The organism is Leclercia sp. 119287, assembly GCF_009734485.1.
GTDB lineage: Bacteria > Pseudomonadota > Gammaproteobacteria > Enterobacterales > Enterobacteriaceae > Enterobacter > Enterobacter adecarboxylatus_C.
Window position 1 is genome coordinate 3,912,211 of the sequence record NZ_CP046445.1, and the last position, 25,405, is coordinate 3,937,615.

A 25,405-nucleotide genomic window follows, 5' to 3' on the forward strand; every position below is an offset into this window, starting at 1 on the left:
CTACACATTCATCCCCACCTTCAACACCGCCGCTATATTCCTCGCTGCCATCCGCACGTTTTCTGCGGCGTCTTCCAGCGCCTCTTCAAGCGTGCAGATGGTGTAGATCACGCTGAACACCGCGTCTATACCATGATCGTGCACCACGCCGACATCCGCCGTGAGGCTACCTGCCAGACCAATCACCGGTTTATTGTGGCGTTTCGCAATCTTTGCCACTCCCACCGGGACTTTGCCATGAATGGTCTGACTGTCGATTCGCCCTTCCCCGGTGATCACCAGATCGGCGTCGGCCACCTGGCTGTCGAGGTTGAGCGCATCGGTTACGATCTCAATGCCCTGGCGCAGCTGTGCGCCGCAAAAAGCGTATAACGCCGCGCCCATACCGCCTGCGGCACCGCCGCCGGCCAGGCCGAGCACGTCAACGTCGAGGTCGCGGGCGATTATGCGGGCATACTGCGTCAGCGCGCCGTCGAGGCGCGTAATCATCTCCGGCGTTGCCCCTTTCTGCGGGCCAAACACGGCACTTGCGCCATTGTTTCCGGTCAGCGGGTTAGTAACGTCGCAGGCCACTTCAATGCGGCACGCTGCCAGCCGCTTATCCAGACCGCTGATGTCGATGCGCGCCAGCTTTTCCAGCTCGCCGCCGCCAGCACCAATGGCGTTCCCCTGCTCGTCCAGCAGCTTCGCGCCCAGCGCCTGCACCATCCCTGCCCCACCATCGTTAGTGGCGCTGCCGCCAATGCCGATAATGATATGTTTTACACCCGCATCCAGCGCATGGCGGATCAGCTCCCCGGTTCCCCAGGAGGTGGTTTTCAGCGGATTACGCTGGGCCGGAGGCACCAGCTCCAGACCACTGGCTGCCGCCATCTCGATAAACGCGCTTTTACCATCACCGGAGCGGCCATAAAAACCGTCAACATGCCCGCCGAGCGGCCCCGTTACCCGCACCTGAATAATGTCTCCCTGGGTGGCAGCAACCATTGCTTCCACGGTGCCTTCACCGCCATCGGCGACCGGCAGTTTGACGTACTCTGCCGTGGGGAAAATCTCGCAAAATCCCTGCTCTATTGCCGTCGCCACAGCCAGGGCACTCAGGCTCTCTTTATAAGAGTCCGGTGCGATAACTATTTTCATAAGCCGTCCTTACGCATGTTGACTACCATAAGCATACACCCGTCACGCAAGAGAAAATGCCGACTCCCGCAGGAACCGGCACCGGACTTAACGCACCATGCAAGGGCGTTTGTTGTTGAAAGTCCACTCCGGGATCAGGTACTGCATCGCCATCGCGTCGTCGCGCGCGCCAAGACCGTGTTGCAGATACAGCTCGTGCGCCTTCATCACCTGATCCATGTCCAGTTCAACGCCCAGGCCTGGCGTGGTCGGCACCTGCACCATCCCACCCTTGATTTCGAACGGCTGTTTGGTCAGGCGCTGGTTGCCCTCCTGCCAGATCCAGTGGGTGTCGATAGCGGTGATATTGCCCGGCGCGGCCGCAGCCACATGGGTGAACATCGCCAGTGAGATATCGAAATGGTTGTTTGAGTGCGAGCCCCAGGTCAGGCCAAACTCGTGGCACATCTGGGCCACACGTACCGAACCCTGCATGGTCCAGAAGTGCGGATCCGCCAGCGGAATGTCGACCGACTGCAGGGAGAGGGTATGACCCATCTGACGCCAGTCGGTGGCGATCATGTTGGTGGCGGTTGGCAGACCGGTGGCGCGGCGGAACTCGGCCATCACTTCACGGCCGGAGAAGCCCTGCTCGGCGCCGCACGGATCTTCCGCATAGGCCAGCACGCCCTTCAGGCGCTTACCGATGCGGATCGCCTCTTCCAGCGACCAGGCCCCGTTTGGATCGAGGGTGACGCGCGCCTGCGGGAAGCGTTTCGCCAGGGCGATGATAGATTCAGCTTCCTCTTCACCAGCCAGCACGCCGCCTTTCAGTTTGAAATCGTTAAAGCCGTACTTCTCATAGGCCGCTTCTGCAAGACGGACAACCGCGTCCGGGGTCATCGCTTCTTCATGGCGCAGACGATACCAGTCGCACTGCTCATCCGGCTGGCTCTGGTACGGCAGCGGGGTCAGTTTGCGGTTGCCGACGAAGAACAGGTAGCCCAGCATCTCGACTTCAGTACGCTGCTGCCCGTCACCCAGCAGCGACGCCACGTTGACGCCAAGGTGCTGACCCAGCAGGTCGAGCATTGCGGCTTCAATGCCGGTGACCACATGAATAGTGGTACGCAGGTCAAAGGTCTGCAGGCCGCGACCGCTCGCATCACGGTCGGCAAATTCATTACGTACGGCATTGAGAATGTTTTTGTAGGCCCCCAGAGTTTTGCCTACCACCAGCGGGATCCCATCCTCCAGCGTTTTGCGGATCTTTTCGCCGCCCGGGATTTCACCCACGCCGGTATGGCCTGAGTTGTCTTTGATAATCACAATATTACGGGTGAAGAACGGGGCATGGGCCCCACTCAGGTTCATCAGCATACTGTCATGGCCGGCAACCGGAATGATCTGCATGGAAGTGACAACAGGCGTAGTAAATGTGCTCATAATTCAATCCTTTAATCAGTGGCGACCAAACGCCGGGCGTTTACGGTCAAATGTCCAGCCGGGGATAAGGTACTGCATCGGGCCTGCGTCATTACGCGCGCCGCCGGGCAGTTTCTTATAGGCTTCGTGGGCTTTGTGGATCTGATCCCAGTCAAGCTCCACGCCAAGCCCCGGTGCATCCGGTACGGCAATCTTGCCGTGTTTAATTTCCAGTGGATTTTTGGTCAGGCGCGCTTCGCCTTCCTGCCAGATCCAGTGGGTGTCGATAGCCGTTGGCGTGCCAGGTGCGGCGGCGCCGACATGGGTAAACATCGCCAGCGAGATATCGAAGTGGTTATTAGAGTGGCAACCCCAGGTTAAGCCCCAGTCGTCGCACAGCTGAGCCACACGAACCGCGCCGGAGAGGGTCCAGAAGTGCGGATCCGCCAGCGGGATATCCACCGAGTTCAGCATCACCGCATGGCCCATTTCGCGCCAGTTGGTGGCGATCATATTGGTGGCGACCGGCAGGCCGGTGGCGCGGCGAAACTCCGCCATCACCTCACGGCCGGAGAAGCCCTGCTCGGCGCCGCACGGATCTTCGGCGTAGGTCAGGACATCGCCCAGGCCTTTGCACAACGCGATGGCCTCATCCAGCAGCCAGGCGCCGTTGGGGTCGACGGTAATACGCGCATCCGGGAAGCGTTTTTTCAGAGCACGGGCGCTCTCGATCTCCTGCTCGCCCGGCAGCACGCCGCCTTTCAGTTTGAAATCTTTAAAGCCGTAGCGATCCTGGGCCGCTTCCGCCAGACGCACCACCGCCTCGCTGGAGAGCGCCCCCTGATGGCGCAGGTGATACCAGTCGTGGCTACCCGGCGAACGTTCCAGATAGGGCAGATCGGTTTTGGTGCGATCGCCCAGGTAGAAGAGATAGCCCAGCACGGTGACCGCATCGCGCTGTTTGCCCGGGCCGAGCAGTTCGCACACCGGCACGTTCAACGCTTTGCCGAGCAGATCCAGCAGCGCCGCTTCCAGCGCCGCCACGGCATTCACCCGCAGTTCAAATGTCCAGGCACCTTTGCCAAAGGTATCGAAATCGGCAGACTGGTTGCCCTTGTGCACGCGCTGGACCACTTTATTCAGCCGCGCCACCTCCTGACCCACCACCTGCGGGATGGCATCCACCAGGGTCTGGTAGATCACCTCGCCGCCGGGGGCTTCCCCGACGCCGGTATTCCCGGCGTTATCGGTCAGCACCACGATATTGCGGGTAAACCAGGCGTTATGCGCGCCGCCGATGTTCAGCAGCATGCTGTCCTGACCGGCAACCGGGATAACCTTCATTTCGGTTACAACAGGGCTTGATTGCATACTCATTATGAACGCTCCGCGACAGGTTTCAGTTCGATACGTTTGATATCACCCACCAGCACCAGGTAGCTCAGTACCGCCACCAGGGCGTGGACACCTACGTAGATCAGCGCTCCGTTGAACGACCCGGTGGTGCCGACGATATAACCAATGGCAATCGGAGTGACGATCCCGGAGATGTTGCCGAACATGTTGAACAGACCGCCGCTCAGGCCGCTGATCTCTTTCGGCGCTGTATCCGCCATCACCGCCCAGCCCAGCGCTCCGATCCCTTTACCGAAGAAGGCCATCGCCATAAAGCCGATAATCATCCATTCGGCATCAACGTAGTTACACACCACCATCGACATAGAGAGCAGCATACCCAGCACGATCGGCGTTTTACGGGCAATATTCAGAGAGCCGGTACGACGCATCAGCCAGTCGGAAATCACCCCACCTAACACGCCGCCGACAAAGCCGCAGATCGCCGGAACAGAGGCCACAAACCCGGCTTTCAGAATCGACATGCCGCGCGCCTGCACCAGATAGACCGGGAACCAGGTGATAAAGAAGTAGGTTAAGGCGTTGATGCAGTACTGACCGAGGTAGATCCCCACCATCATACGGGAGCCAACCAGTTGTTTAATCTGGCCCCACTTGTGGCTGAACGGTACTTTCTCTTTGCTTTTGGCCTGATCCATGTTGATCAGCGCGCCGCCTGCGGCGATGTAATCCAGCTCTTTCTGGTTTACGCCCGGATGCTGGTTCGGCTCATGGATCACTTTCAGCCAGACAAAGCTAATTACGATACCCAGCCCGCCCATAAAGAAGAACACGTGTGACCAGCCCACTTCGTGGGTCAGCCAGCCCATGATTGGGGCGAAGATGACGGTCGCGAAGTATTGCGCGGAGTTAAAAATGGACACCGCCGTTCCCCTCTCCTGCGCCGGGAACCAGGCTGCCACTATGCGGCTATTGCCCGGGAAGGAAGGCGCCTCTGCCAGCCCGACCAGGAAGCGCAGGGTAAAGAGCGCGACAATGATGCCAAAGCCGTTAAAGATATCGACGAAGCCCTGTAACAGGGTAAACATGGACCAGATAAAGATGGACCAGAAGTAGACGCGTTTTGAACCGAAGCGATCGAGCAACCAACCGCCAGGGATTTGGCCGATAACATAGGCCCATGAAAATGCCGAGAAAACATACCCCATACCGACCGGATCCAGACCGATATCTTTTGCCATTTCGGAACCGGCAATCGACAGCGTGGCGCGGTCGCCATAGTTAAAGGATGTGACGATAAACAGCATCACCACTATCCAATAGCGAGCATTGGTGCGCTTTTCAGCGCTGCTCGCCGCCTGGCTTAATGTACTCATTCTTGCACTCCTGAATCATAGCGTTTCGCTACGTTCATTCTGAACAGCACAACCGTAGGGTAATCAGAATGACGTGTATGTGTTTTTGCAGTTTTGAACGTTGAGGTCTTTTGCCTTACTGACTGCATTTTTATTAACTGGCGGAAAAAGTATAAGAAAGGATCAAGACCCCTCTCACCGTGCAACAACCCAACATTGGCACGCTCCTGTGCGGTTGTTTGTGGCAAAAGCACAACTCAATGGAAGAGACTTCACGGAAATGAAAACTGCCTGCCCATAAGCGGGAGGCCAGAGAGAGGGAATCGTGGGAGTGTGAAACAGGTCGCTTGACGCAGTGAAAATGCCTGCCAATACCCGCTATTAATGTACGGAATTACGGGCGATTGCCCAATGCTTACTCGATTCAGTGCCCTTACACTGGCTGTAAGGTCGCTTTGTTAACTGGCAACGGGTTCTGGCCCTCCGCAGCAGGGAGGGCAGGAACTTATTTTAACAATGTACCCCACTGTTCAACCCAGGGGTTGGCTTCGCTTTCGGGCTCAGGATGTTCAGAGGCATCGATCATCAGCATTTCCCCCACGCGCTGAGCACTTTGCTCCTGTAACAGGGCGTCGAACTGCTTGCCGCCACCACAGAAGTTCGCATACGTGCTGTCACCCAGCGCGATGATGCCGTAGCGCATCTCCGGTTGATAACCCAGCTTGTCTTTGATGCCCTGGAACAGCGGTACGATACTGTCCGGCAGATCGCCCTGCCCGGTTGTCGAGGTGACCACCAGCGTATACTGGCCCTGGTATTTTTCCCAGTCGGCAAGTTCGGGATCTTCATAGACCGTGGCTTTATGGCCCATTCCCGCAAGAATAGCTTCGGCCTCTTCGGCCACCAGCAGCGAATTGCCATACATCGTGCCGACAAAAATTCCGACTACAGCCATGGTTTACTCCCTCAATGAATGCAATTAACGTTCATCCTGAACGTTGGCGGGATCAAACTCAACCCTTTCATTTTCGGGGAGTTGCCCGCACCAGCCAAAGTGTGACAGCGCCTGCATCCAAACCGGATCAAGCCCGGCCCGGATCGTCAGCGGCTCGCCGGTAAACGGATGCACCAGGTTCAGCTGGCTGGCGTGCAACATCAGACGGTTGCAGCCAAAATGCTCCGCCGCGCTGCGGTTCTGCCGCAGATCGCCGTGCTTGCTGTCGCCGATAATCGGATGGCGCAGATGGGAAAGGTGACGTCGAAGCTGGTGCTTCCGCCCGGTTTTTGGCTCCAGTTCGACCAGGCTGTAGCGCGTGGTCGGGAACTTGCTGATGGCGACAGGCAGTTCGGTGGTCGCCAGACCACGATAGTCCGTCACCGCGGGCTGTGGGCCTTTATCTTCGCGGGCATATTTATCGGCGATTTTATCCAGCTCTTCGACCAGCGGATAATCGAGCGTCGCGGCCTCGGTCAGCCAGCCCCGGACAATCGCATGGTAGCGTTTCTGGATCTGATGCTGCTCGAACTGCTGCGACAGGCGTCGTCCGGCCTCGCTGGAGAGCCCCATTAGCAGCACGCCTGAGGTCGGTCTGTCGAGACGGTGGGCGGTAAAGACATGCTGACCAATCTGATCGCGCACCGTCTGCATCACCACCACTTTTTCATCGCGATCGAGCCAGCTCCGGTGCACCAGCCAGCCGGAAGGTTTATTGACCGCAACCAGCCACTCATCCTGATAAAGGATCTCAATCATGCTTCGTCGCCAAAGAGCGTGTCCAGCGCCAGTAATGCCGCCAGCACCGCGTCGCGTGACGGATGGGCAGCGTCCAGCGCCATTTCATAATAAGGCGCGACGGCAAAGTTTTGCGGCAGCGGATGTCCACCCTCAATCAGGGCATGCATGCGGGGAATAAGCACCCATTGCAGCCACTCAAACGGCTCCAGGGTGTCCATACAGAAAGGTTGCGTGCTCTCAAACGCGTCAGGCTGCGGCGCCGCCTCCTGCCACAGTTGATGATCGCGCATTAAAGCTTCGATGGCGTGCAGCTGCGCGCGCACATGGTCGTGATGCGTCATGAAAACCTCAACTGAAAATCTGAACGGCGGGCAGCATAGCAAAGACCACGCAGAAATAAAAAAAGGGAGCACTGTAAAAACAGTGCTCCCGGTTCGTTTCGCAGCAATCCAGCTACTTTTAGTGCTCCCTGCTCATCCGTGACAACTTTTCCTCTGACCCGAAGGTCTGGTCTTCCCTCGACCACTGCATCCTGCGCACATCATCCTGATGTGACGGTTTCATCCTGAAACGTCCTGGCCTTCCTGACCCACCGGACATCCTTACCGGCTCTCATTCTCCGTCCTGGAGGTGTCCTTCACGCATCCTGCGTTATCCTTTTGCTTCGTCCTGAAGCCTTCCCTGTAACGCCTTCCTGATGTGTCCTACGTTAAGAAACGCCATCATCCTGATGTTCGTTTCTCGTGTCGGCTTCCTGTCGACGGACATAGAATCCCCTATTCCGCTTCGTCTTACAAGGCACTCCGTAAGCTAAATCAAACAGATGTTACATCTTATTACTGCCAGATTCTTACTCAACAAGCTGATAATTAATGAGTTATCTGACAGCATAATATGTTGCGCGTATCGGTTATTACGGTGATCTCTTACAAGCTTTGTAAGAGATCTCTCACACGCGCAGTAGTATTCAGGATTACACGACGGGATGCAGTTGCTTGAGGAAATCCGTAAGGGAAGCAGAGAGGAACTGGCGTTTCTGCGTGCCCAGCGTCTCTTTTACCACGTTCCCCGTGAGGTTGCAGACAGAGAGGATATCCATTTCGCTGTCGAGGGTGGCGATAAAGAGCGTTGGCGATAGCTTCAGGCGCTTCTGGGTCACAAGATGCCCAATCAGGTTCTCCTGCACGCGCAGCAAATCCTCTTCACTCCAGGTTTGCAGCAGAGTCAGCATCTCGTTATCAAAGCGAGCGCACATATCCCCGGCAAACTGTGTGGTATAGAACGCGTGGACCGCAGGTTGTACCACAATGTCCATTGCGCGTTCAATCGCCTTTACATTCTGCTCTGCGGTAAACGGCTGGGGCTGCCAGATCACGGTATCCCCGGAAGAGGTGATAATACAGGGCGAAGGGACGCCATACAGCGCCTCGCTTTGCGGCCATGTCCCTTTCTGTTCATGCCAGGCGTCACAGTAACGCGCCGTAAACGCGGTTAAGGCAGCAGCAGTCTCTTTATCCACCGGTTTCTCTCTTCATATAAGCCAGGATACACTCAGCTGCATAGTTTACCTTTAAAGTGACAACGAAACATGTCTTACGAAAATCATGATGCCTTATCGGGCTTAACCCTGGGCAAAACCACCGCCTATCGCGACACCTACGACGCCAGCCTGTTACAGGGGGTACCGCGCAGTCTTAACCGCGATCCGCTGGGGCTGAAAGCCGATAGCCTGCCCTTTCACGGTGGCGATATCTGGACGCTGTATGAGCTCTCCTGGCTTAACGCCCGCGGCTTACCGCAGGTGGCGGTGGGCCACGTTGAGCTGGATTACACCAGCGTCAATCTGGTGGAGTCTAAAAGCTTCAAGCTCTACCTCAACAGCTTCAACCAGACGCGCTTTGAGAGCTGGGAAGCGGTGCAGCGCACGCTGGAACGCGACCTGAGCGCCTGCGCGCAGGGGAAAGTAACCGTTGCCCTCTACCGCATTGACGAGCTGGAAGGCCAGCCGATCGCCCACTTCCACGGCACCTGCATTGACGATCAGGAGATCGAAATCGACAACTACCAGTTTGATACCGCCTGGCTGGAAAACGCCGCCAGCGGCAACCTGGTAGAAGAGACGCTGGTCAGCCACCTGCTGAAATCCAACTGCCTTATCACCCATCAGCCTGACTGGGGTTCGGTACAGATCCAGTATCGCGGCGCGAAAATCGATCGCGAGAAGCTGCTACGCTACCTGGTCTCCTTCCGTAACCACAATGAGTTCCACGAGCAGTGCGTGGAGCGCATCTTTAACGACATTCTGCATTTCTGCCAGCCAGAGACGCTGAGCGTTTACGCCCGCTATACCCGCCGTGGCGGACTGGATATCAATCCGTGGCGCAGCAACGGCGATTTTGTTCCGGCGATCGGTCGTTTAGTCCGTCAGTAAGATAAATAAATTCACAATATGCGCGGTCCGTTCCGCGCTTTGGGTTGTGAAAGGTCATAAGCCAGGGCTATTGTAATCAGCAGGGAAAGACGATAAACGTCCCGTAAGGAGCTCACTTGATTACACATATAAGCCCGCTTGGCTCAATGGATATGTTGTCGCAGCTGGAAGTGGACATGCTCAAGAGCACGGCCAGCAGCGATCTTTATCAATTGTTTCGCAACTGTTCACTTGCCGTTCTGAACTCCGGTAGCCTCACCGACAACAGCAAAGAGCTGCTGTCCCGCTTTGAAAGCTTTGATATTAACGTTCTGCGCCGCGAACGTGGCGTGAAGCTGGAGCTGATTAACCCACCGGAAGATGCCTTTGTTGACGGGCGCATTATTCGCGCGTTGCAGGCCAACCTGTTTGCCGTACTGCGCGATATCCTGTTTGTGAATGGCCAGATCAGTAACGCCGGTCGTTTTCAGCATCTGAACCTGGAAAGCTCGGCCCATATCACCAACCTGGTGTTCTCTATTCTGCGCAACGCCCGCGCCCTGCACGTGGGCGAAGCCCCAAGCATGGTGGTGTGCTGGGGCGGTCACTCCATTAACGAAACCGAATACCTCTACGCCCGTCGCGTGGGCACCCAGCTGGGGCTGCGCGAGCTGAACATCTGCACCGGCTGTGGTCCGGGCGCGATGGAAGCGCCGATGAAGGGTGCGGCGGTGGGTCATGCCCAGCAGCGCTATAAAGAGGGCCGTTTCATCGGCATGACTGAGCCGTCAATCATTGCCGCTGAGCCGCCGAATCCGCTGGTCAACGAACTGATCATCATGCCGGACATTGAGAAACGTCTGGAGGCGTTTGTGCGTATCGCACACGGGATCATCATCTTCCCGGGCGGGGTGGGTACGGCAGAAGAGCTGCTCTATCTGCTGGGTATTCTGATGCATCCGGCCAACCAGGATCAGGTCCTGCCGCTGATCCTGACCGGGCCGAAAGAGAGCGCAGACTACTTCCGCGTGCTGGATGAATTCATCGTGCATACCCTGGGCGAGACGGCACGCCGTCACTATCGCATCATCATCGACGATGCCGCGGAAGTGGCGCGCCTGATGAAAAAGGCCATGCCGCTGGTGAAAGAGAACCGCCGCGATACCGGGGATGCCTACAGCTTTAACTGGTCGATCCGCATTTCACCGGATCTACAGATCCCGTTTGAGCCGTCGCACGAAAACATGGCCAACCTGAAACTCTATCCCGATCAGCCAGTTGAAGTGCTGGCCGCCGATCTGCGTCGCGCCTTCTCGGGCATCGTCGCCGGTAATGTGAAAGAGGTAGGCATCCAGGCCATTGAAGAGTTTGGCCCGTATAAAATCCATGGCGATCGCGAAATGATGCGCCGCATGGACGATCTGCTGCAGGGCTTTGTCGCTCAGCACCGTATGAAGCTTCCCGGCTCTGCCTATATCCCCTGTTACGAGATTTCTGCGTAACGACCCGCCCGGCTCGCATGCCGGGCTCTCTCCCCCGCCGGGAATGGCCCTTCGCCTCCCGGCTTTTTTATTACCTTCAGCCACATGGTCTGGTTTGCAACATCACTATTACTTATCTTTTTGCTATTTTATAACGCCACGCAAACGATTACGTTGTTTCCCGGAGCGTGATTTATTAGCCACAAATGCCATAAAGCATGAAAAAATCCTATAAACCGACGCTTTTACAGCGTATGCCTCCTATCTTTCAGGCGGATCTATCTCGCCACATATCGTTAATGGTAGCCTTCGCGCCCAGAAATTCGTCCTGACGTTTTCTTAGCAGACAAATGGTCTAAAGATACCCACATCATAAGTGGATTATCGCATTTGAGATCGGGATCACTGATAGATCCATTACTAAAATGTATCTTTCCGCCCGCCAATAGTTACGGAGAAAAATTATATAAAAACCGTCGCTGAGCGAATTTCATATTACGATTAGCCCTTTTTGCATCGAATTTGACCAGAAACCTGACATTAGCTACTTCCTGGAGACACAATGGAAACCACTCAAACCAGCACCGTTGCTTCGATTGAAACCCGAAGCGGATGGCGTAAAACAGATACCATGTGGATGCTCGGCCTGTACGGCACAGCAATCGGCGCTGGTGTTCTTTTCCTTCCTATTAACGCAGGTGTGGGCGGCTTAATTCCGCTGATCATCATGGCGATCATTGCCTTCCCGATGACCTACTTTGCACACCGCGGCCTGACCCGTTTTGTGCTTTCTGGTAAAAACCCGGGCGAAGACATCACCGAAGTCGTTGAAGAACATTTCGGTGTTGGCGCCGGTAAACTGATTACCCTGCTCTACTTCTTTGCTATCTATCCAATCCTGCTGGTTTATAGCGTGGCGATCACCAACACCGTTGACAGCTTCATGACCCACCAGCTGGGCATGACCCCGCCGCCGCGCGCCATTCTGTCGCTGATCCTGATTGTCGGCATGATGACCATCGTACGCTTCGGTGAGCAGATGATTGTGAAGGCGATGAGCGTGCTGGTGTTCCCGTTCGTTATCGCTCTGATGGTGCTGGCCTGCTACCTGATCCCACAGTGGAACGGCGCGGCGCTGGAAACCCTCTCCCTGAGCAGCGCATCTGCGACCGGCAACGGCCTGTGGATGACCCTGTGGCTGGCAATCCCGGTAATGGTCTTCTCCTTCAACCACTCCCCGATCATCTCCTCCTTCGCGGTTGCGAAGCGTGAAGAGTACGGTCAGGGTGCCGAGAAGAAGTGTTCCAGCATCCTGGCTCGCGCTCACGTGATGATGGTGCTGACCGTGATGTTCTTCGTCTTCAGCTGCGTACTGAGCCTTGCTCCGGCGGATCTGGCGGCAGCGAAAGAGCAGAACATCTCTATCCTGTCTTACCTGGCGAACCACTTTAACGCACCGGTCATTGCCTGGATGGCGCCAATCATCGCCATTATCGCGATTACCAAATCCTTCCTCGGCCACTACCTGGGCGCACGTGAAGGCTTTAACGGCATGGTGATTAAATCTCTGCGCGGTAAAGGCAAGAGCATTGAAATCAACAAGCTGAACAAGATCACTGCTCTGTTCATGCTGCTGACCACCTGGGCGGTTGCCACCCTGAACCCGAGCATCCTCGGGATGATCGAAACCCTGGGCGGCCCGGTTATCGCGATGATCCTGTTCCTGATGCCGATGTACGCGATTCAGAAAGTGCCAGCGATGCGTAAATACAGCGGCCAGATCAGCAACGTCTTCGTTGTGATTATGGGTCTGATTGCTATATCCGCTATCTTCTTCTCGCTGTTCGCTTAATTCCTCCCGCGCCGTCTTCGGACGGCGCACTCTTCTCCCAAGACGTAAAGCAACGGACGCATCATGATTAGCGTTTTCGATATTTTCAAAATTGGTATTGGTCCATCCAGCTCGCACACCGTCGGGCCGATGAAAGCCGGTAAACAGTTCACGGACGATCTTATTGCACGCGGAATGCTGCACGACACAACCCGCGTGGTGGTGGATGTTTACGGCTCCCTGTCGCTGACCGGCAAAGGTCACCATACCGATATCGCCATTATTATGGGCCTGGCGGGCAACCTGCCGGATAGCGTCGATATTGATGCCATCCCGGGCTTTATCCAGGACGTTAACACCCACAGCCGCTTGCTGCTGGCGAAGGGTGAACATGAAGTTGAATTCCCGGTTGATCGCTGCATGAATTTCCATGCCGACAACCTGTCGCTGCACGAAAACGGCATGCGGATCACCGCGCTGGCAGGCGACAAGATGATTTACAGCCAAACTTATTACTCCATCGGCGGCGGTTTTATCGTCGACGAAGACCACTTTGGGCAGAGCGACAGCGCACCTGTTGCGGTCCCTTATCCGTATAAATCGGCGGCCGATCTCCAGCGCCATTGCCAGGAGAGCGGTCTGTCACTCTCTGGCCTGATGATGCAAAACGAGCTGGCATTGCATAGCAAAGCGGAGCTGGAACAGCACTTTGCTAACGTCTGGGAGGTGATGCGCGGCGGTATTGAACGCGGGATCACCACCGAGGGCGTTCTGCCGGGCAAACTGCGCGTACCGCGCCGTGCTGCCGCCCTGCGCCGCATGCTGGTCAGCAGCGACAAAACCACCAGCGACCCGATGGCGGTGGTGGACTGGATCAACATGTTCGCGCTGGCAGTAAACGAAGAGAACGCCGCGGGTGGCCGCGTGGTTACCGCACCAACCAACGGTGCCTGCGGCATCGTTCCGGCAGTGCTGGCCTATTACGACAAATTTATTCGCGAAGTGAATGCTAACTCGCTGGCCCGCTATCTGCTGGTCACCAGCGCCATTGGCTCGCTGTACAAGATGAACGCCTCCATCTCCGGCGCGGAAGTGGGCTGCCAGGGCGAAGTAGGCGTAGCCTGCTCCATGGCGGCGGCGGGTCTGGCGGAGCTGCTGGGCGGTAGCCCGACGCAGGTCTGCATTGCGGCGGAGATCGGGATGGAGCATAACCTCGGTCTGACCTGCGATCCGGTAGCCGGTCAGGTACAGGTGCCCTGCATCGAGCGTAACGCCATTGCCTCCGTCAAGGCGGTCAACGCCGCGCGTATGGCGCTGCGCCGTACCAGCGAGCCGCGCGTCTGCCTCGATAAAGTGATCGAAACCATGTATGAGACCGGGAAAGACATGAACGCCAAATACCGTGAAACCTCCCGCGGCGGTCTGGCGATGAAGATTGTCGCCTGCGACTAAGTGCAAAAAAGAGCCTTGTTTTGCGAGGCTCCTTCCCGAACGCCCCGCCACACGTAGTTTCCCCCCGCCGACAGTGTTACCCTTATTTGACTGAACAGAAGGGAGAAAATCTGTGGCCGTTCATTTGCTTATTGTCGACGCGCTGAACCTTATCCGGCGCATCCACGCGGTTCAGGGCACGCCCTGCAAGGATACCTGCCTGCATGCGCTGGAGCAGCTTATTCGCCACAGCCAGCCCAGTCACGTGGTCGCCGTGTTTGACGATGAAGCCCGTAACAGCAGCTGGCGACATCAGCGCCTGCCGGATTACAAAGCCGGGCGCGCGCCCATGCCGGACGATCTGCACGCCGAAATGCCCGCCATTCGCGCCGCTTTTGAACAGCGCGGGGTTCCCTGCTGGGGGGCCCAGGGCAACGAAGCCGACGATCTGGCCGCCACGCTGGCGGTAAAAGTTGCCAGCGCCGGGCATCAGGCCACCATTGTCTCGACCGACAAGGGCTACTGCCAGCTGCTTTCTCCCAACATTCGCATCCGCGACTATTTCCAGAAACGCTGGCTCGACGCCCCCTTTATCGCCAGTGAGTTTGGCGTCTCGCCGCAGCAGTTGCCGGATTACTGGGGGCTGGCGGGGATCAGCAGCTCTAAAGTACCAGGCGTTGCCGGGATTGGCCCGAAAAGCGCGGCCCAACTGCTGACCGATTTTCAGGATCTGGAAGGGATTTACGCCCGTCTGGATGCGGTGCCGGAGAAGTGGCGCAAAAAACTGGAAGCGCACAAAGAGATGGCGTTTATCTGCCGGGACGTGGCGCGGTTGCAGATCGATTTACAGTTAGACGGGAATCTGCAGCAGCTACGATTAGATCGAGTGTGAGTTCATGCCCGGTGGCGCGATGCTTACCGGGCCTACGGACGAAGGTTGTTGTAGGCCCGGTAAGCGTAGCGCCACCGGGCGTTACAAAGGTTATCTCTCGTCGCGACGCCCACCGACAGCAGCCCACCAGCGGCGGATATGCACGGTGACTTCTTCGCGATCGTGGTACAGCTGGCGCGCCTGAATCACCACGTTAATACCGTGCTCATCCATCTGCTCCTGAATGTAGGCCAGGTTCTGCGAGACCTCCTCATAGCGCTTTTTCATTGGCAGCTTGAGGTTAAAAATGGTCTCACGACACCAGCCGTTGACCAGCCAGGAGGCCATCAGGGCCGCCACTTTCGCTGGTTTCTCTACCATATCGCACACCATCCAGGAGATGTTGTTGCGGGTTGGGCGGTAGCGGAAACCATCTTCACGCAGCCAGGTCACCTGTCCGGTATCCATCAGGCTTTGTGCCATCGGGCCGTTGTCGACGGAGGAAACCCACATGTTGCGTTTCACCAGCTGATAGGTCCAGCCGCCCGGACAGGCGCCGAGATCGACCGCATACATACCGTTTGCCAGGCGTTCGTCCCACTCATCAGCGGGAATAAAGACGTGAAACGCCTCTTCAAGTTTTAGCGTTGAACGGCTTGGGGCATCAGACGGGAACTTCAGACGTGGGATGCCCATAAAGAACGGCGAGTTATTGGTCGTGTATGAATAACCGGTATAGCAGCAGCCCGGGGCGATAAAGAAGATATGCACCACGGGACGTTTTGGTGTCTCGTAGTTGGTCAACACACCCGCCTCACGCAGTGCCGCGCGCAGCGGCACGGTGAATTTGCGACAGAACTTCATCAGCTCTTTGCTTTCGTTGGTGTCGGCAACTTCAACGCGCAGCTCGCCACCCTTCTCCACCACGCCCTGCAGCATGCCAACAATCGGCGTAATGCGATCTTCAGGCGGAAGATCTTTCAGAAGTTCACCCGCGACAAACATCTGACGGGCAAAAATCAGCGAGCTAAACGGCAGATCGCGCACCAGTTTTTCCGCGTCATCTGCCTGATAGCATTCGAAAACAACATAGCCCGCGTTCTCTTTCACGCGGGCAAAACCAAACACTTCGCGCTTCGCGGCTTTATCAGTGATCTCCGCAGCACACTCTTTTTCAAAGCCCGGGCGACAATATAAGACAACTTTATTCATGAACAACGCCCTTGCGTTTCAGACGGAACGAACCGATTAACATTAATACCCACCCGACCAGGAAGCTGACGCCGCCGACCGGGGTAACAAACGCCCACAGGCGTAAATGCGACAGCGCAAGGCAGTACAGGCTACCGCTGAAGAGCACGGTGCCCAGCGCCATAAATACGCTGCTCCAGTAAAACCAGATACTGATCCGGCGCTGCATCGCCACGGCTAATCCGAAGATCGCCAGGGTATGGAACGCCTGATATTCCAGACCGGTGTGGATCCAGCCCATCTCCACCACACCCAATGATTTGCGTAAGACATGTGCGCCAAAGGCGCCCAGCGCAACAAAAATAAAGCCACTCACCGCGGCAAAAATCAGCATAAAACGGCTGGTCATGTTTCTGTCCTGAAGTTATGCGCGTCCTGCGCGCAAAAGAAAGTGTTACTCGTACCGAAAGCGGAATTTTTCTTGCTCGTTGGCCGCCTTTGCCAGGATCCACTGGCGAAACGCGGCTATTTTACCCAGTTCTGCCTGACTGTCATGACAAACCAGATAAAAAGCGTTCTTACTGACCAGAACATCATTAAAGGGGCAGACCAGGCGGCCGGCCTCAATTTCGGACTGCGCCATAACGTTGTTAGCCAACGCCACGCCCTGTCCGTGAATGGCAGCCTGTAACACCATCGCACTGTGGCTGAAGATGGGGCCCTGCTGCACGTTTATATGGTTAAGACCAAGCTGGCGGGTATAAGTTTGCCAGTCGCGGCGAGAAGCATCATGTAAAAGCGTATGCTGCGCCAGATTTTCCGGTGCCTTTAACGCTTTTTCGCCCGTTAAGAGTAGTGGCGAGCAGACCGGCAGCAAATACTCCGCGTACAATTTTTCGACACGCAGCCCTGGCCAGTTGCCGCGACCATAGAAAATCGCTACGTCAACGTCGTCGGCCAGCTTGTCCTCCTGACGGTCGACGGCCTGGATTCGGACGTCAATTCCCGGATAAGCTGAGTTAAAGCTTGAGAGCCTCGGCACCAGCCACTGAATGGCAAAACTGGGCAATAAACTGACCGTCAGCGCCCCTTTGGCACTGCGCGCCTGTAACTTACGCGTCGCTTCCGTCAGCTGGGAAAATATCTCTTTAATATCCTGAAAATAGCTCTGCCCCTCTTCCGTCAGAAGCAGGGAACGATTGCGGCGGCGGAACAGCTTGAGGCCCAGAAAATCCTCAAGGGACTTGATTTGATGACTTACTGCGGCCTGAGTCACAAAAAGCTCATCGGCCGCGCGCGTGAAGCTTAAATGGCGGGCGGCAGCATCAAATACACGTAATGCATTAAGAGGTGGTAATCGCTTGGACATGGTTATCTGGCTTAGATGTTAACGGCTTTTAACAAACAGGAAACAACGTTTAACCTATTAGTTTTTTTTATCTGAGCCATTATAAATTGTCCGTTGAGGAACTACCAGCAAATACCTATAGTGGCGGCACTTCCTGAGCCGGAACGAAAAGCTTTTTTTGGAATGCGTGTTCTGAAGGGCTTTTGGCTTACGGTTGTGATGTTGTGTTGTTGTGTTTGCAATTGGTCTGCGATTCAGACCTCGGTAGCGACGCTACCAATTTTTCACTTCCTGTACATTTACCCTGTCTGTCCATAGTGATTAATGTAGCACCGCCCAATTGCGGTGCTTTTTTTTGTCTGCAATTCCGTTAGTGGTCCAGCTCAACCATCTCTTTCACGTCGCTGCGGTTGATCTGCTGTTTATTCCCGTTCGCATCCTTATACGAGATCATGCCGGTATCATTATCGGTTTGCGGCTTACCTTCAGAGACGATAGAGCGGCCATCGTTGGTGTGCATCACATAGTTATTACCGGAACAGGCGCTCAGGGCAAAAGTCAGCATACAGGCAGAGGCAATTGCGATAGTCTTTTTCATCTTCTTCTCCTTTAGCAATTAATGCTATTAAAAGCGTGTTTCATAACAGGCTAAAACATTCTCCTGACACTATTTCAGCATAACCTGCTTCGTCTGTTACGCCAGGATAAACAGACAATTCCGATAGAGATCAACCTCCTTGCCCTGCCGCTGAATTTGCGCGACGATCTATTCACGATGAAGAGGAATTCCATGAACGCATTCAGCCCTGCCCATTTTCGTGCACAGTTCCCGGCGCTGGCCGATGCCGGCGTCTATCTTGATAGCGCCGCGACAGCCCTCAAGCCTCAGGCGGTGATCGAGGCCACGAATCAGTTTTACAGCCTGAGCGCAGGCAATGTGCATCGCAGCCAGTTTGCCGAGGCGCAACGCTTAACCGCGCGCTATGAAGCAGCCCGCGATCAGGTCGCGCAGTTGCTTAATGCCGAAAGCGGTAAAAACATTGTCTGGACGCGGGGCACCACCGAGGCCATCAATATGGTGGCGCAATGTTATGCCCGTCCACGCCTCCAGCCAGGCGACGAAATCATCGTCAGCGAGGCGGAACATCACGCCAATCTGGTGCCGTGGCTGATGGTGGCCGAGCAGACCGGCGCGCGGGTAGTGAAGCTCCCCCTGGGGGCCGATTTATTAGCAGATGTCGCCCGCTTGCCCGAATTTATCACTCCGCGCAGCCGTATCCTCGCGCTGGGGCAGATGTCAAACGTTACCGGCGGCTGCCCGGACCTGGCCCGCGCCATTCAGCTCGCCCATGCCAGCGGCATGGTGGTGGTAGTCGATGGCGCACAGGGAGTGGTGCATTTCCCGGCGGACGTGCAGCAGCTGGATATCGACTTCTATGCCTTCTCCGGACATAAGCTGTACGGGCCGACCGGGATTGGCGCGCTGTATGGTAAAGCGGAGCTGCTGGAGCAGATGACCCCGTGGCTCGGCGGCGGCAAGATGATCACCGAGGTGAGCTTCGACGGCTTCAAAACTCAGGCGGTGCCGTATCGCCTGGAAGCCGGGACGCCCAACGTCGCCGGGGTGATTGGCCTGAGCGCGGCGCTGGAGTGGCTGGCGGAGGTCGATCTGCAGCAGGCGGAGAGCTGGAGCCGCGGGCTGGCAACGCTGGCCGAAGAAGCGCTAAAAAAGCGTCCCGGTTTTCGCTCTTTCCGCGTCCAGGATTCGAGCCTGCTGGCGTTCGATTTTGCCGGAGTGCATCACAGCGACATGGTAACGCTGCTGGCGGGATACGGTATTGCTCTGCGCGCCGGGCAGCACTGCGCCCAGCCGCTGCTGGCGGCGCTCGGCGTTAACGGCACGCTGCGCGTCTCGTTTGCCCCCTATAACACCCAAAGCGACGTCGACGCGCTGGTTGCCGCCGTCGATCGCGCCCTTGCTTTACTGGTGGATGAATGACAAGCCCAACTCTCGCCGGACATCCGTTCGGCACCGTCATCACTGAAGAGACGTTGAAACAGACCTTCGCCCCGCTGACCCAGTGGGAAGACAAGTATCGCCAGCTAATCCTGCTGGGTAAGCAGCTGCCCGCGCTGTCCGATGAACTGAAGGCGCAGGCGAAGGAGATCCCCGGCTGTGAGAACCGCGTCTGGCTTGGGATGACGCCCGTCGGGGATAAGCTGCACTTTTATGGCGACAGCGAAGGCCGCATTGTGCGCGGATTACTGGCCGTGCTGCTGACGGCGATAGAGGGAAAAAGCGCCGCGCAGATCCTTAGCGAAAGCCCGCTGGCGCTGTTTGATGCACTGGGGTTACGCGGCCAGCTGAGCGCCTCGCGCAGCCAGGGGCTGACTGCGCTGAGTGAGGCGGTGCTGGAGGCGGCGCGTCAGGCCTGACGTTCCGCCTTTGCCATCATCTTTTTCAGGGCGTGAGAAACAGCGATAAAACCAAAGGTAGCGGTCACCATAGTGGCCGCGCCAAATCCGGAGGCACAGTCCATCCGTTTTGGCCCTTCCGCGGTGCTCTTCATGGCGCAGACTGAGCCGTCCGCCTGCGGATAAACCAGCGCTTCCGTGGAGAATACGCAGTCAATCCCCAGCTTGCCTTTGCTGTTTTTCACCACCCCAAAATCGCTTTTCAGGCGCTCGCGCAGCTTGGCCGCCAGCGGATCCTGAATGGTTTTCGCCAGGTCGGTCACCTGGATCTGCGTCGGGTCGATCTGGCCGCCCGCCCCGCCGGTAGTCACCAGCGGCACTTTATTGCGACGACACCAGGCGATTAGCGCCGCTTTCGGGCGCACGCTGTCGATGGCGTCAATCACGTAGCTGTAGCCGGCTCCCATGTACTGGGCAACGTTATCGGCCGTCACGAAATCATCGATCACGGTGACGCGGCATTCCGGGTTTATCTGGCGAATGCGATCCGCCATCACCTCGGATTTCGCCAGCCCGACGCTGTCGCGCAGGGCGTGGATCTGCCGGTTGGTGTTGGTGACGCAGACATCATCCATGTCAATAAGCGTAATGGCGCCGATCCCGGTTCGTGCCAGCGCTTCCGCCGCCCATGAGCCGACGCCACCAATCCCGACCACGCAGACGTGCGCATCGGCAAACAGTTGCAGGGCTTTTTCACCATATAAACGCGCGGTGCCACCAAAACGCTGGCGCCAGGCTTCGCTCATTACCACAGACATAGGACCTCAGATGTAAAAAGGGTGAGAGTTGCCCCTCACCCCGGAAAACATAGCGTCAATATTACCACACTCAGCCGCTAAACACGTTGCCTGCGCCTGCTGCGCTTTTCAACACCCACACGCGTCCGTAATGGTTATACCAGCCTGCACGGTGGCCGGCATCGGGGCCAATCCCCTGATAGATGTCGAAGTGCTGGCCTTTGATGGCTCCGCCCACGTCCAGCGCCACCATCAGACGCAATTCATACTGACCGGAGAATTTCCCGTTGTGATCCAGCGTCGGCACTTCTGCCAGCAGCGTGGTGCCCGGCGGGATCACCGTCTTGTCAGAGGCCACCGAGGCGCGGCCAATCAGCGGTACCGCGCTCGCGCCTTTCACCGGGGCAAAGTTTTGCGGCTTAAAGAAGACAAATGAGGGGTTCTGCTCGAGCAGTTCGCGCACTTCATATTCGCTGTGCTTCTCGCCCCACTCGCGGATCGCCTGCATCGACATATCTTCGCGTTTCACTTCCCCGCGATCGATCAGCACCTTACCGATACTGCGGTAAGCATGGCCATTTTTACCGGAATAGCTGAAGAAGTTAAGCGGGCTGCCGTCGCCAAAGTCGATATAACCGCTACCCTGCACATCCATGATGAAGTTATCCATGAGCGAATTACTGTAGGCCAGAATGTAGCTGTCGCTCAATGCACCGGAATAGATCTCAGCGCGGGACGGCAGGCGGCCACGTTTTGGCGGCATGCGGTAAATAGGGTATTTAAACTCCCCCTGCGCGGTATGGCGCGCCTGCACCACCGGGGTGTAGTAGCCGGTAAACTGGACGTTACCGTAGTTATCGGTGCCCTCCATCTGCCAGGCGTCGAGGCCGTACTGGCGCATGGTGCGGGTATCGCCCCCGGCGCGTAACCAGTCCTGCACCGCGTTATACACGGCGTTCTGCGAACCGTACAATCGCGGTGATGCGGTACGGATCTGGCTCACCTGTTCTGCGAAGTCACCGCCGTTGATGGGCGCGCCCACGGCGTCCGGCTGATTCACTAAAGAGAAAGGCTGGGTCAGTTTCCCGTCTTTATATTGCTGACCGCGATCGGTCGGTTTGGAGGAGCAGGCAGCAAGGATTGCTACCATCGCGCCCGTCATCAGATACTTCGCCCAACGTCCTTTCATTATATCCCGTCTTCAAGTTGCCCGATTCTGCGCATCGAAGATAACAAACCGGCAAGGGTATTGAAATGCGATTACCTCCCCTCACGCAAATTTTGCGCAAAAAACAGTCGAACTGTCGGCATAGCATACAATCAACACCTAATTTGGTGATTTTTACGAAAAAGGGTTGCAACAAAAAGTCATCCGAGTATAGTGCGCATCCACGGACGCGGGGTGGAGCAGCCTGGTAGCTCGTCGGGCTCATAACCCGAAGGTCGTCGGTTCAAATCCGGCCCCCGCAACCAATTAAAATTTGATGAAGTACAAGCAGTACGGTGACGCGGGGTGGAGCAGCCTGGTAGCTCGTCGGGCTCATAACCCGAAGGTCGTCGGTTCAAATCCGGCCCCCGCAACCAATCAAATTTAAAGAAGTAAGATTCTACAAAGTAGAATGACGGACGCGGGGTGGAGCAGCCTGGTAGCTCGTCGGGCTCATAACCCGAAGGTCGTCGGTTCAAATCCGGCCCCCGCAACCAACACTTCTGAAAACAATAAACACCCATTCGGGTGTTTTTTTGTATCTGCAGTTTGCCCTTTTGCCGGGCATAAACCCGGCATCCCTGATTATCCTCGTCTGGCGAGCGTCGCCCCATCCGAGAAATAGGCCTTAATCCCCGCCAGTATCGACTCCGCTACCTCCTGCTGGAAGGCGGCCGTTTTGAGCTTACGCTCCTCTTCCACGTTACTGATAAACGCGGTTTCCACCAGAATCGACGGGATATCCGGCGCCTTCAGTACCGCGAACCCGGCCTGTTCGACGCTGTTTTTATGCAGCTTATTAACCCTACCCAGTCTACCCAGCACCGCTTTACCAAATTTCAGGCTGTCGGTGATGGTCAGCGACTGCACCATATCAAACATCGTATGGTCGACGTAGCGATCGCCGCTCTTACTGACGCCGCCGATCAGGTCAGAGGCGTTTTGCGAATCTGCCAGCAGTTTTGCAGCCGTACTGGTTGCCCCTTTGGTCGACAGCGCAAACACCGATGAACCGCTCGGTTGACGGCTGGTAAAGGCATCCGCATGGATCGAGATAAACAGATCCGCGCGCTGCTTTTGCGCTTTCGCCACGCGAACTTTCAGCGGAATAAAGACGTCCTCATTACGCGTCATGTAAGCGCGCATGTTGCCTTCTCTGTCGATCAACGCCTTCAGGCGGCGGGCGATCTGCAACACTACGTCCTTTTCCCGCGTGCGGTATTTGCCCACCGCGCCGGAGTCTTCCCCGCCATGGCCCGGATCGAGCATGATCACAATCGGGCGGTCGCGCCCGGCTTTGCCCGGCTGCGGACCACTTTGCGCAGGCGGAACCTGCTTCTCAAGATCGCCTTTGTTGTAATCCTCCAGCAACGCCAGCAGAGGATCCTGGATGTCCGTCGCGTTGGCCGGATAGAGATCCATCACCAGACGCTCTTTAAATCCGGCCACCGGTGCCAGGGCAAACAGCTGCGGCTTTACGTTCTGCTTAAGCTCAAACACCATGCGCACGGTTTTCGGATCAAACTGCCCTACCCGTGCGGACTTGATAAAAGGATCGTCGCCACGGATCTGGGCGCTCATCCCTTTGAGGACTGAATTGAGGTTCACCCCTTCGATATCCACCACCACCCGCTCCGGATTACTCAGGGCGAATTGCTTATAGTTCAGCACCCGGTTGGACTCGACCGTCACGCGTGTATAGGTCGACGCTGGCCAGACACGTACCGCCACCACCTGACTGACGGCGGCAAGCCCTACCTGACTTACGCTAAGCAACCACATTGCCCCGGCCCCTTGTAACAGGCGGCGACGACTTAATGCTTTACTGGATCCCGACATGCTTCTCCCGAGCAAAGATATCGAATAACTTCTCATAACGTCCAAATTGACCGAAAACTTTAGCGAATGATGCATAACCTGTCATCCCTAAAAGGGTAAACAATCATGCGTTAACGATTACTTCCCTGAATGTTTTCTTTGCTTCGCCGAAAATTTTGGCTTGCGCGCAGGGGCATATTCGAATAAAAATACAAAAATTGCGAATAAACATTCATTGAGGGGTTGTGCCGTGGTGAAGGAACGTAGAATCGAACTGGTCCAGGGATTCCGTCATTCTGTTCCCTATATCAACACCCACCGGGGAAAGACGTTCGTCATTATGCTCGGCGGCGAAGCCATTGAGCATGAGAACTTCTCCAGCATAGTCAATGACATCGGCCTGCTGCACAGCCTGGGTATTCGCCTTGTTGTCGTTTATGGTGCCCGCCCGCAGATTGAAGCCAATCTGGCCGCGCATCATCACGAGCCGATCTACCATAAACATACCCGCGTTACCGACGCCAAAACGCTGGAGCTGGTGAAGCAGGCCGCCGGTCTGCTGCAGCTGGACATTACCGCGCGGCTGTCGATGAGCCTCAACAACACTCCGCTACAGGGAGCGCACATCAACGTGGTGAGCGGCAATTTTATTATCGCTCAGCCGCTTGGCGTGGATGACGGGGTGGATTATTGCCACAGCGGACGTATTCGCCGTATCGATGAAGAGGCGATCCATCGCCAGCTCGACGGCGGTGCGATTGTGCTGACCGGCCCGGTCGCCGTCTCCGTGACCGGCGAAAGCTTTAACCTCACCTCAGAAGAGATTGCCACCCAGCTGGCGATCAAGTTGAAAGCCGAAAAAATGATCGGTTTCTGCTCTTCACAGGGCGTCACTAACGAGCTGGGGAATATCGTCTCTGAGCTGTTTCCTAACGAAGCCCAGGCGCGGGTCGAAGCGCTTGAGGAACAGGGGGATTACTACTCTGGCACCGTGCGTTTCCTGCGCGGCGCCATCAAAGCCTGCCGCAGCGGCGTGCGCCGCAGCCACCTGATCAGCTACCAGGAAGACGGTGCCCTGCTACAGGAGCTGTTCTCCCGCGACGGTATCGGGACGCAGATTGTGATGGAGAGCGCCGAGCAGATCCGTCGCGCCACCATCAATGACATCGGCGGCATTCTGGAGCTGATTCGCCCCCTGGAGCAGCAGGGGATCCTGGTGCGTCGCTCCCGTGAGCAGCTGGAGATGGAGATCGACAAGTTCACCATTATTCAGCGCGACAACCTCACCATCGCCTGTGCGGCGCTCTATCCCTTCCCGGAAGAGAAGATTGGTGAGATGGCCTGCGTGGCGGTGCATCCTGACTACCGCAGCTCGTCGCGCGGCGAGGTGTTGCTGGAGCGGATTGCCGTCCAGGCCCGGCAGCAGGGGCTGAGTAAGCTCTTTGTGCTGACTACCCGCAGCATTCACTGGTTCCAGGAACGCGGCTTTACGCCGGTGGACATTGATTCCCTGCCGGAAACCAAGAAAGAGATGTACAACTATCAGCGTCGCTCGAAGGTGCTGATGGCCGATTTAGGTTAAGCCCCCTGACCCTCTCCCCATGGGGAGAGGGAA

General features: G+C 56.6%; 23 protein-coding genes and 3 tRNA genes. 11 read left to right on the plus strand and 15 right to left on the minus strand.

From position 1 onward, the window contains the following. The 8 genes from GNG27_RS18750 to syd all read right to left on the minus strand — a co-directional run bounded on the left by GNG27_RS18750 (nucleotide 1) and on the right by syd (nucleotide 8,509). Nucleotides 1–1,140 carry a glycerate kinase gene (locus GNG27_RS18750; RefSeq protein WP_156264544.1) on the minus strand — a complete coding sequence of 380 codons (1,140 nt, stop codon included), beginning with the start codon at nucleotides 1,138–1,140 and terminating at the stop codon, nucleotides 1–3. A gap of 87 nt (nucleotides 1,141–1,227) precedes the next feature. Continuing rightward, complete coding sequence (gene gudD / locus GNG27_RS18755; protein ID WP_197090610.1) at nucleotides 1,228–2,568, minus strand: glucarate dehydratase; 1,341 nt, start codon at nucleotides 2,566–2,568, stop codon at nucleotides 1,228–1,230. A gap of 12 nt (nucleotides 2,569–2,580) precedes the next feature. Then, nucleotides 2,581–3,921 (minus strand): enolase C-terminal domain-like protein, encoded by a 1,341-nt coding sequence (locus GNG27_RS18760; protein WP_156264546.1) that lies wholly within the window; start codon nucleotides 3,919–3,921, stop codon nucleotides 2,581–2,583. Beyond that, entirely contained in the window at nucleotides 3,921–5,276 is a 1,356-nt protein-coding gene (gudP, locus tag GNG27_RS18765; RefSeq protein WP_142486941.1) for a galactarate/glucarate/glycerate transporter GudP, read from the minus strand. Before gudP ends, GNG27_RS18760 begins: the two co-directional genes overlap by 1 nt. A 484-nt stretch (nucleotides 5,277–5,760) precedes the next feature. Further along, complete coding sequence (locus GNG27_RS18770; RefSeq protein WP_156264547.1) at nucleotides 5,761–6,210, minus strand: flavodoxin; 450 nt, start codon at nucleotides 6,208–6,210, stop codon at nucleotides 5,761–5,763. Nucleotides 6,211–6,234: 24 nt separating this feature from the next. Continuing rightward, nucleotides 6,235–7,008 carry a tRNA pseudouridine(65) synthase TruC gene (truC, locus tag GNG27_RS18775; RefSeq protein ID WP_156264548.1) on the minus strand — a complete coding sequence of 258 codons (774 nt, stop codon included), beginning with the start codon at nucleotides 7,006–7,008 and terminating at the stop codon, nucleotides 6,235–6,237. After that, nucleotides 7,005–7,331, minus strand: coding sequence for a YqcC family protein (locus GNG27_RS18780; protein ID WP_142486944.1), 327 nt, complete (start codon nucleotides 7,329–7,331; stop codon nucleotides 7,005–7,007). The genes truC and GNG27_RS18780 overlap by 4 nt, the downstream gene beginning before the upstream one ends. Before the next feature lie 632 nt (nucleotides 7,332–7,963). Further along, nucleotides 7,964–8,509 (minus strand): SecY-interacting protein, encoded by a 546-nt coding sequence (gene syd / locus GNG27_RS18785; protein ID WP_156264549.1) that lies wholly within the window; start codon nucleotides 8,507–8,509, stop codon nucleotides 7,964–7,966. A gap of 69 nt (nucleotides 8,510–8,578) precedes the next feature. Here syd and queF point away from each other — a divergent pair, with 69 nt between their 5' ends. The 5 genes from queF to xni all read left to right on the plus strand — a co-directional run bounded on the left by queF (nucleotide 8,579) and on the right by xni (nucleotide 15,035). After that, nucleotides 8,579–9,421, plus strand: coding sequence for an NADPH-dependent 7-cyano-7-deazaguanine reductase QueF (queF, locus tag GNG27_RS18790; RefSeq protein ID WP_156264550.1), 843 nt, complete (start codon nucleotides 8,579–8,581; stop codon nucleotides 9,419–9,421). A 116-nt stretch (nucleotides 9,422–9,537) separates the two neighbouring features. After that, nucleotides 9,538–10,902 carry a nucleotide 5'-monophosphate nucleosidase PpnN gene (gene ppnN, locus GNG27_RS18795; RefSeq protein WP_142486947.1) on the plus strand — a complete coding sequence of 455 codons (1,365 nt, stop codon included), beginning with the start codon at nucleotides 9,538–9,540 and terminating at the stop codon, nucleotides 10,900–10,902. Nucleotides 10,903–11,443: 541 nt separating this feature from the next. Further along, complete coding sequence (locus GNG27_RS18800; protein ID WP_142486948.1) at nucleotides 11,444–12,733, plus strand: HAAAP family serine/threonine permease; 1,290 nt, start codon at nucleotides 11,444–11,446, stop codon at nucleotides 12,731–12,733. A 63-nt stretch (nucleotides 12,734–12,796) separates the two neighbouring features. Continuing rightward, on the plus strand, nucleotides 12,797–14,164 hold the full coding sequence (locus GNG27_RS18805) for an L-serine ammonia-lyase (protein WP_156264551.1): 1,368 nt from the start codon (nucleotides 12,797–12,799) through the stop codon (nucleotides 14,162–14,164). A 112-nt stretch (nucleotides 14,165–14,276) separates the two neighbouring features. Further along, entirely contained in the window at nucleotides 14,277–15,035 is a 759-nt protein-coding gene (gene xni / locus GNG27_RS18810) for a flap endonuclease Xni (RefSeq protein ID WP_142486950.1), read from the plus strand. A gap of 90 nt (nucleotides 15,036–15,125) precedes the next feature. Here xni and rlmM read toward each other — a convergent pair whose 3' ends face one another. From rlmM to GNG27_RS18830, 4 genes are all read right to left on the minus strand, one after another. Beyond that, nucleotides 15,126–16,226 (minus strand): 23S rRNA (cytidine(2498)-2'-O)-methyltransferase RlmM, encoded by a 1,101-nt coding sequence (gene rlmM, locus GNG27_RS18815; protein ID WP_142486951.1) that lies wholly within the window; start codon nucleotides 16,224–16,226, stop codon nucleotides 15,126–15,128. Beyond that, nucleotides 16,219–16,614, minus strand: a complete 396-nt coding sequence (locus tag GNG27_RS18820; RefSeq protein WP_039029918.1) for a DUF423 domain-containing protein — start codon at nucleotides 16,612–16,614, stop codon at nucleotides 16,219–16,221. Before GNG27_RS18820 ends, rlmM begins: the two co-directional genes overlap by 8 nt. 45 nt (nucleotides 16,615–16,659) lie before the next feature. Beyond that, entirely contained in the window at nucleotides 16,660–17,574 is a 915-nt protein-coding gene (gene gcvA / locus GNG27_RS18825) for a glycine cleavage system transcriptional regulator GcvA (protein WP_039029917.1), read from the minus strand. Nucleotides 17,575–17,923: 349 nt separating this feature from the next. Beyond that, nucleotides 17,924–18,151 carry a YgdI/YgdR family lipoprotein gene (locus GNG27_RS18830; protein WP_032613722.1) on the minus strand — a complete coding sequence of 76 codons (228 nt, stop codon included), beginning with the start codon at nucleotides 18,149–18,151 and terminating at the stop codon, nucleotides 17,924–17,926. Nucleotides 18,152–18,343: 192 nt separating this feature from the next. Here GNG27_RS18830 and csdA point away from each other — a divergent pair, with 192 nt between their 5' ends. After that, nucleotides 18,344–19,552: a cysteine desulfurase CsdA gene (gene csdA, locus GNG27_RS18835; protein WP_142486952.1), complete on the plus strand. Its 1,209-nt coding sequence runs from the start codon at nucleotides 18,344–18,346 to the stop codon at nucleotides 19,550–19,552. Beyond that, nucleotides 19,549–19,989 (plus strand): cysteine desulfurase sulfur acceptor subunit CsdE, encoded by a 441-nt coding sequence (csdE, locus tag GNG27_RS18840; protein ID WP_142486953.1) that lies wholly within the window; start codon nucleotides 19,549–19,551, stop codon nucleotides 19,987–19,989. The genes csdA and csdE overlap by 4 nt, the downstream gene beginning before the upstream one ends. On the opposite strand, the gene tcdA is transcribed toward csdE, so the two are convergent. Both tcdA and mltA read right to left on the minus strand, forming a co-directional pair. Continuing rightward, entirely contained in the window at nucleotides 19,980–20,786 is an 807-nt protein-coding gene (gene tcdA / locus GNG27_RS18845; RefSeq protein ID WP_106994438.1) for a tRNA cyclic N6-threonylcarbamoyladenosine(37) synthase TcdA, read from the minus strand. The two genes, csdE and tcdA, sit on opposite strands and share 10 nt — an antisense overlap. A 70-nt stretch (nucleotides 20,787–20,856) precedes the next feature. After that, the gene (gene mltA, locus GNG27_RS18850) at nucleotides 20,857–21,954 is read right to left on the minus strand and encodes a murein transglycosylase A (RefSeq protein ID WP_142486954.1); all 1,098 of its coding nucleotides are present in this window, start codon (nucleotides 21,952–21,954) and stop codon (nucleotides 20,857–20,859) included. Nucleotides 21,955–22,161: 207 nt separating this feature from the next. Here mltA and GNG27_RS18855 point away from each other — a divergent pair. From GNG27_RS18855 to GNG27_RS18865, 3 genes are all read left to right on the plus strand, one after another. After that, a tRNA-Met gene (locus GNG27_RS18855) sits at nucleotides 22,162–22,238 on the plus strand. 34 nt (nucleotides 22,239–22,272) lie between these two features. After that, a tRNA-Met gene (locus GNG27_RS18860) sits at nucleotides 22,273–22,349 on the plus strand. 43 nt (nucleotides 22,350–22,392) lie between these two features. Next, nucleotides 22,393–22,469, plus strand: a tRNA-Met gene (locus tag GNG27_RS18865). Between the two features lie 88 nt (nucleotides 22,470–22,557). On the opposite strand, the gene amiC is transcribed toward GNG27_RS18865, so the two are convergent. Further along, nucleotides 22,558–23,811, minus strand: a complete 1,254-nt coding sequence (gene amiC, locus GNG27_RS18870) for an N-acetylmuramoyl-L-alanine amidase AmiC (RefSeq protein WP_142486955.1) — start codon at nucleotides 23,809–23,811, stop codon at nucleotides 22,558–22,560. Nucleotides 23,812–24,040: 229 nt separating this feature from the next. Between amiC and argA the strand changes: the two genes are divergently transcribed. After that, a complete protein-coding gene (gene argA / locus GNG27_RS18875; protein ID WP_142486956.1) occupies nucleotides 24,041–25,372 on the plus strand; it encodes an amino-acid N-acetyltransferase in 1,332 nt (443 codons plus the stop codon). Nucleotides 25,373–25,405 lie beyond the last annotated feature (33 nt).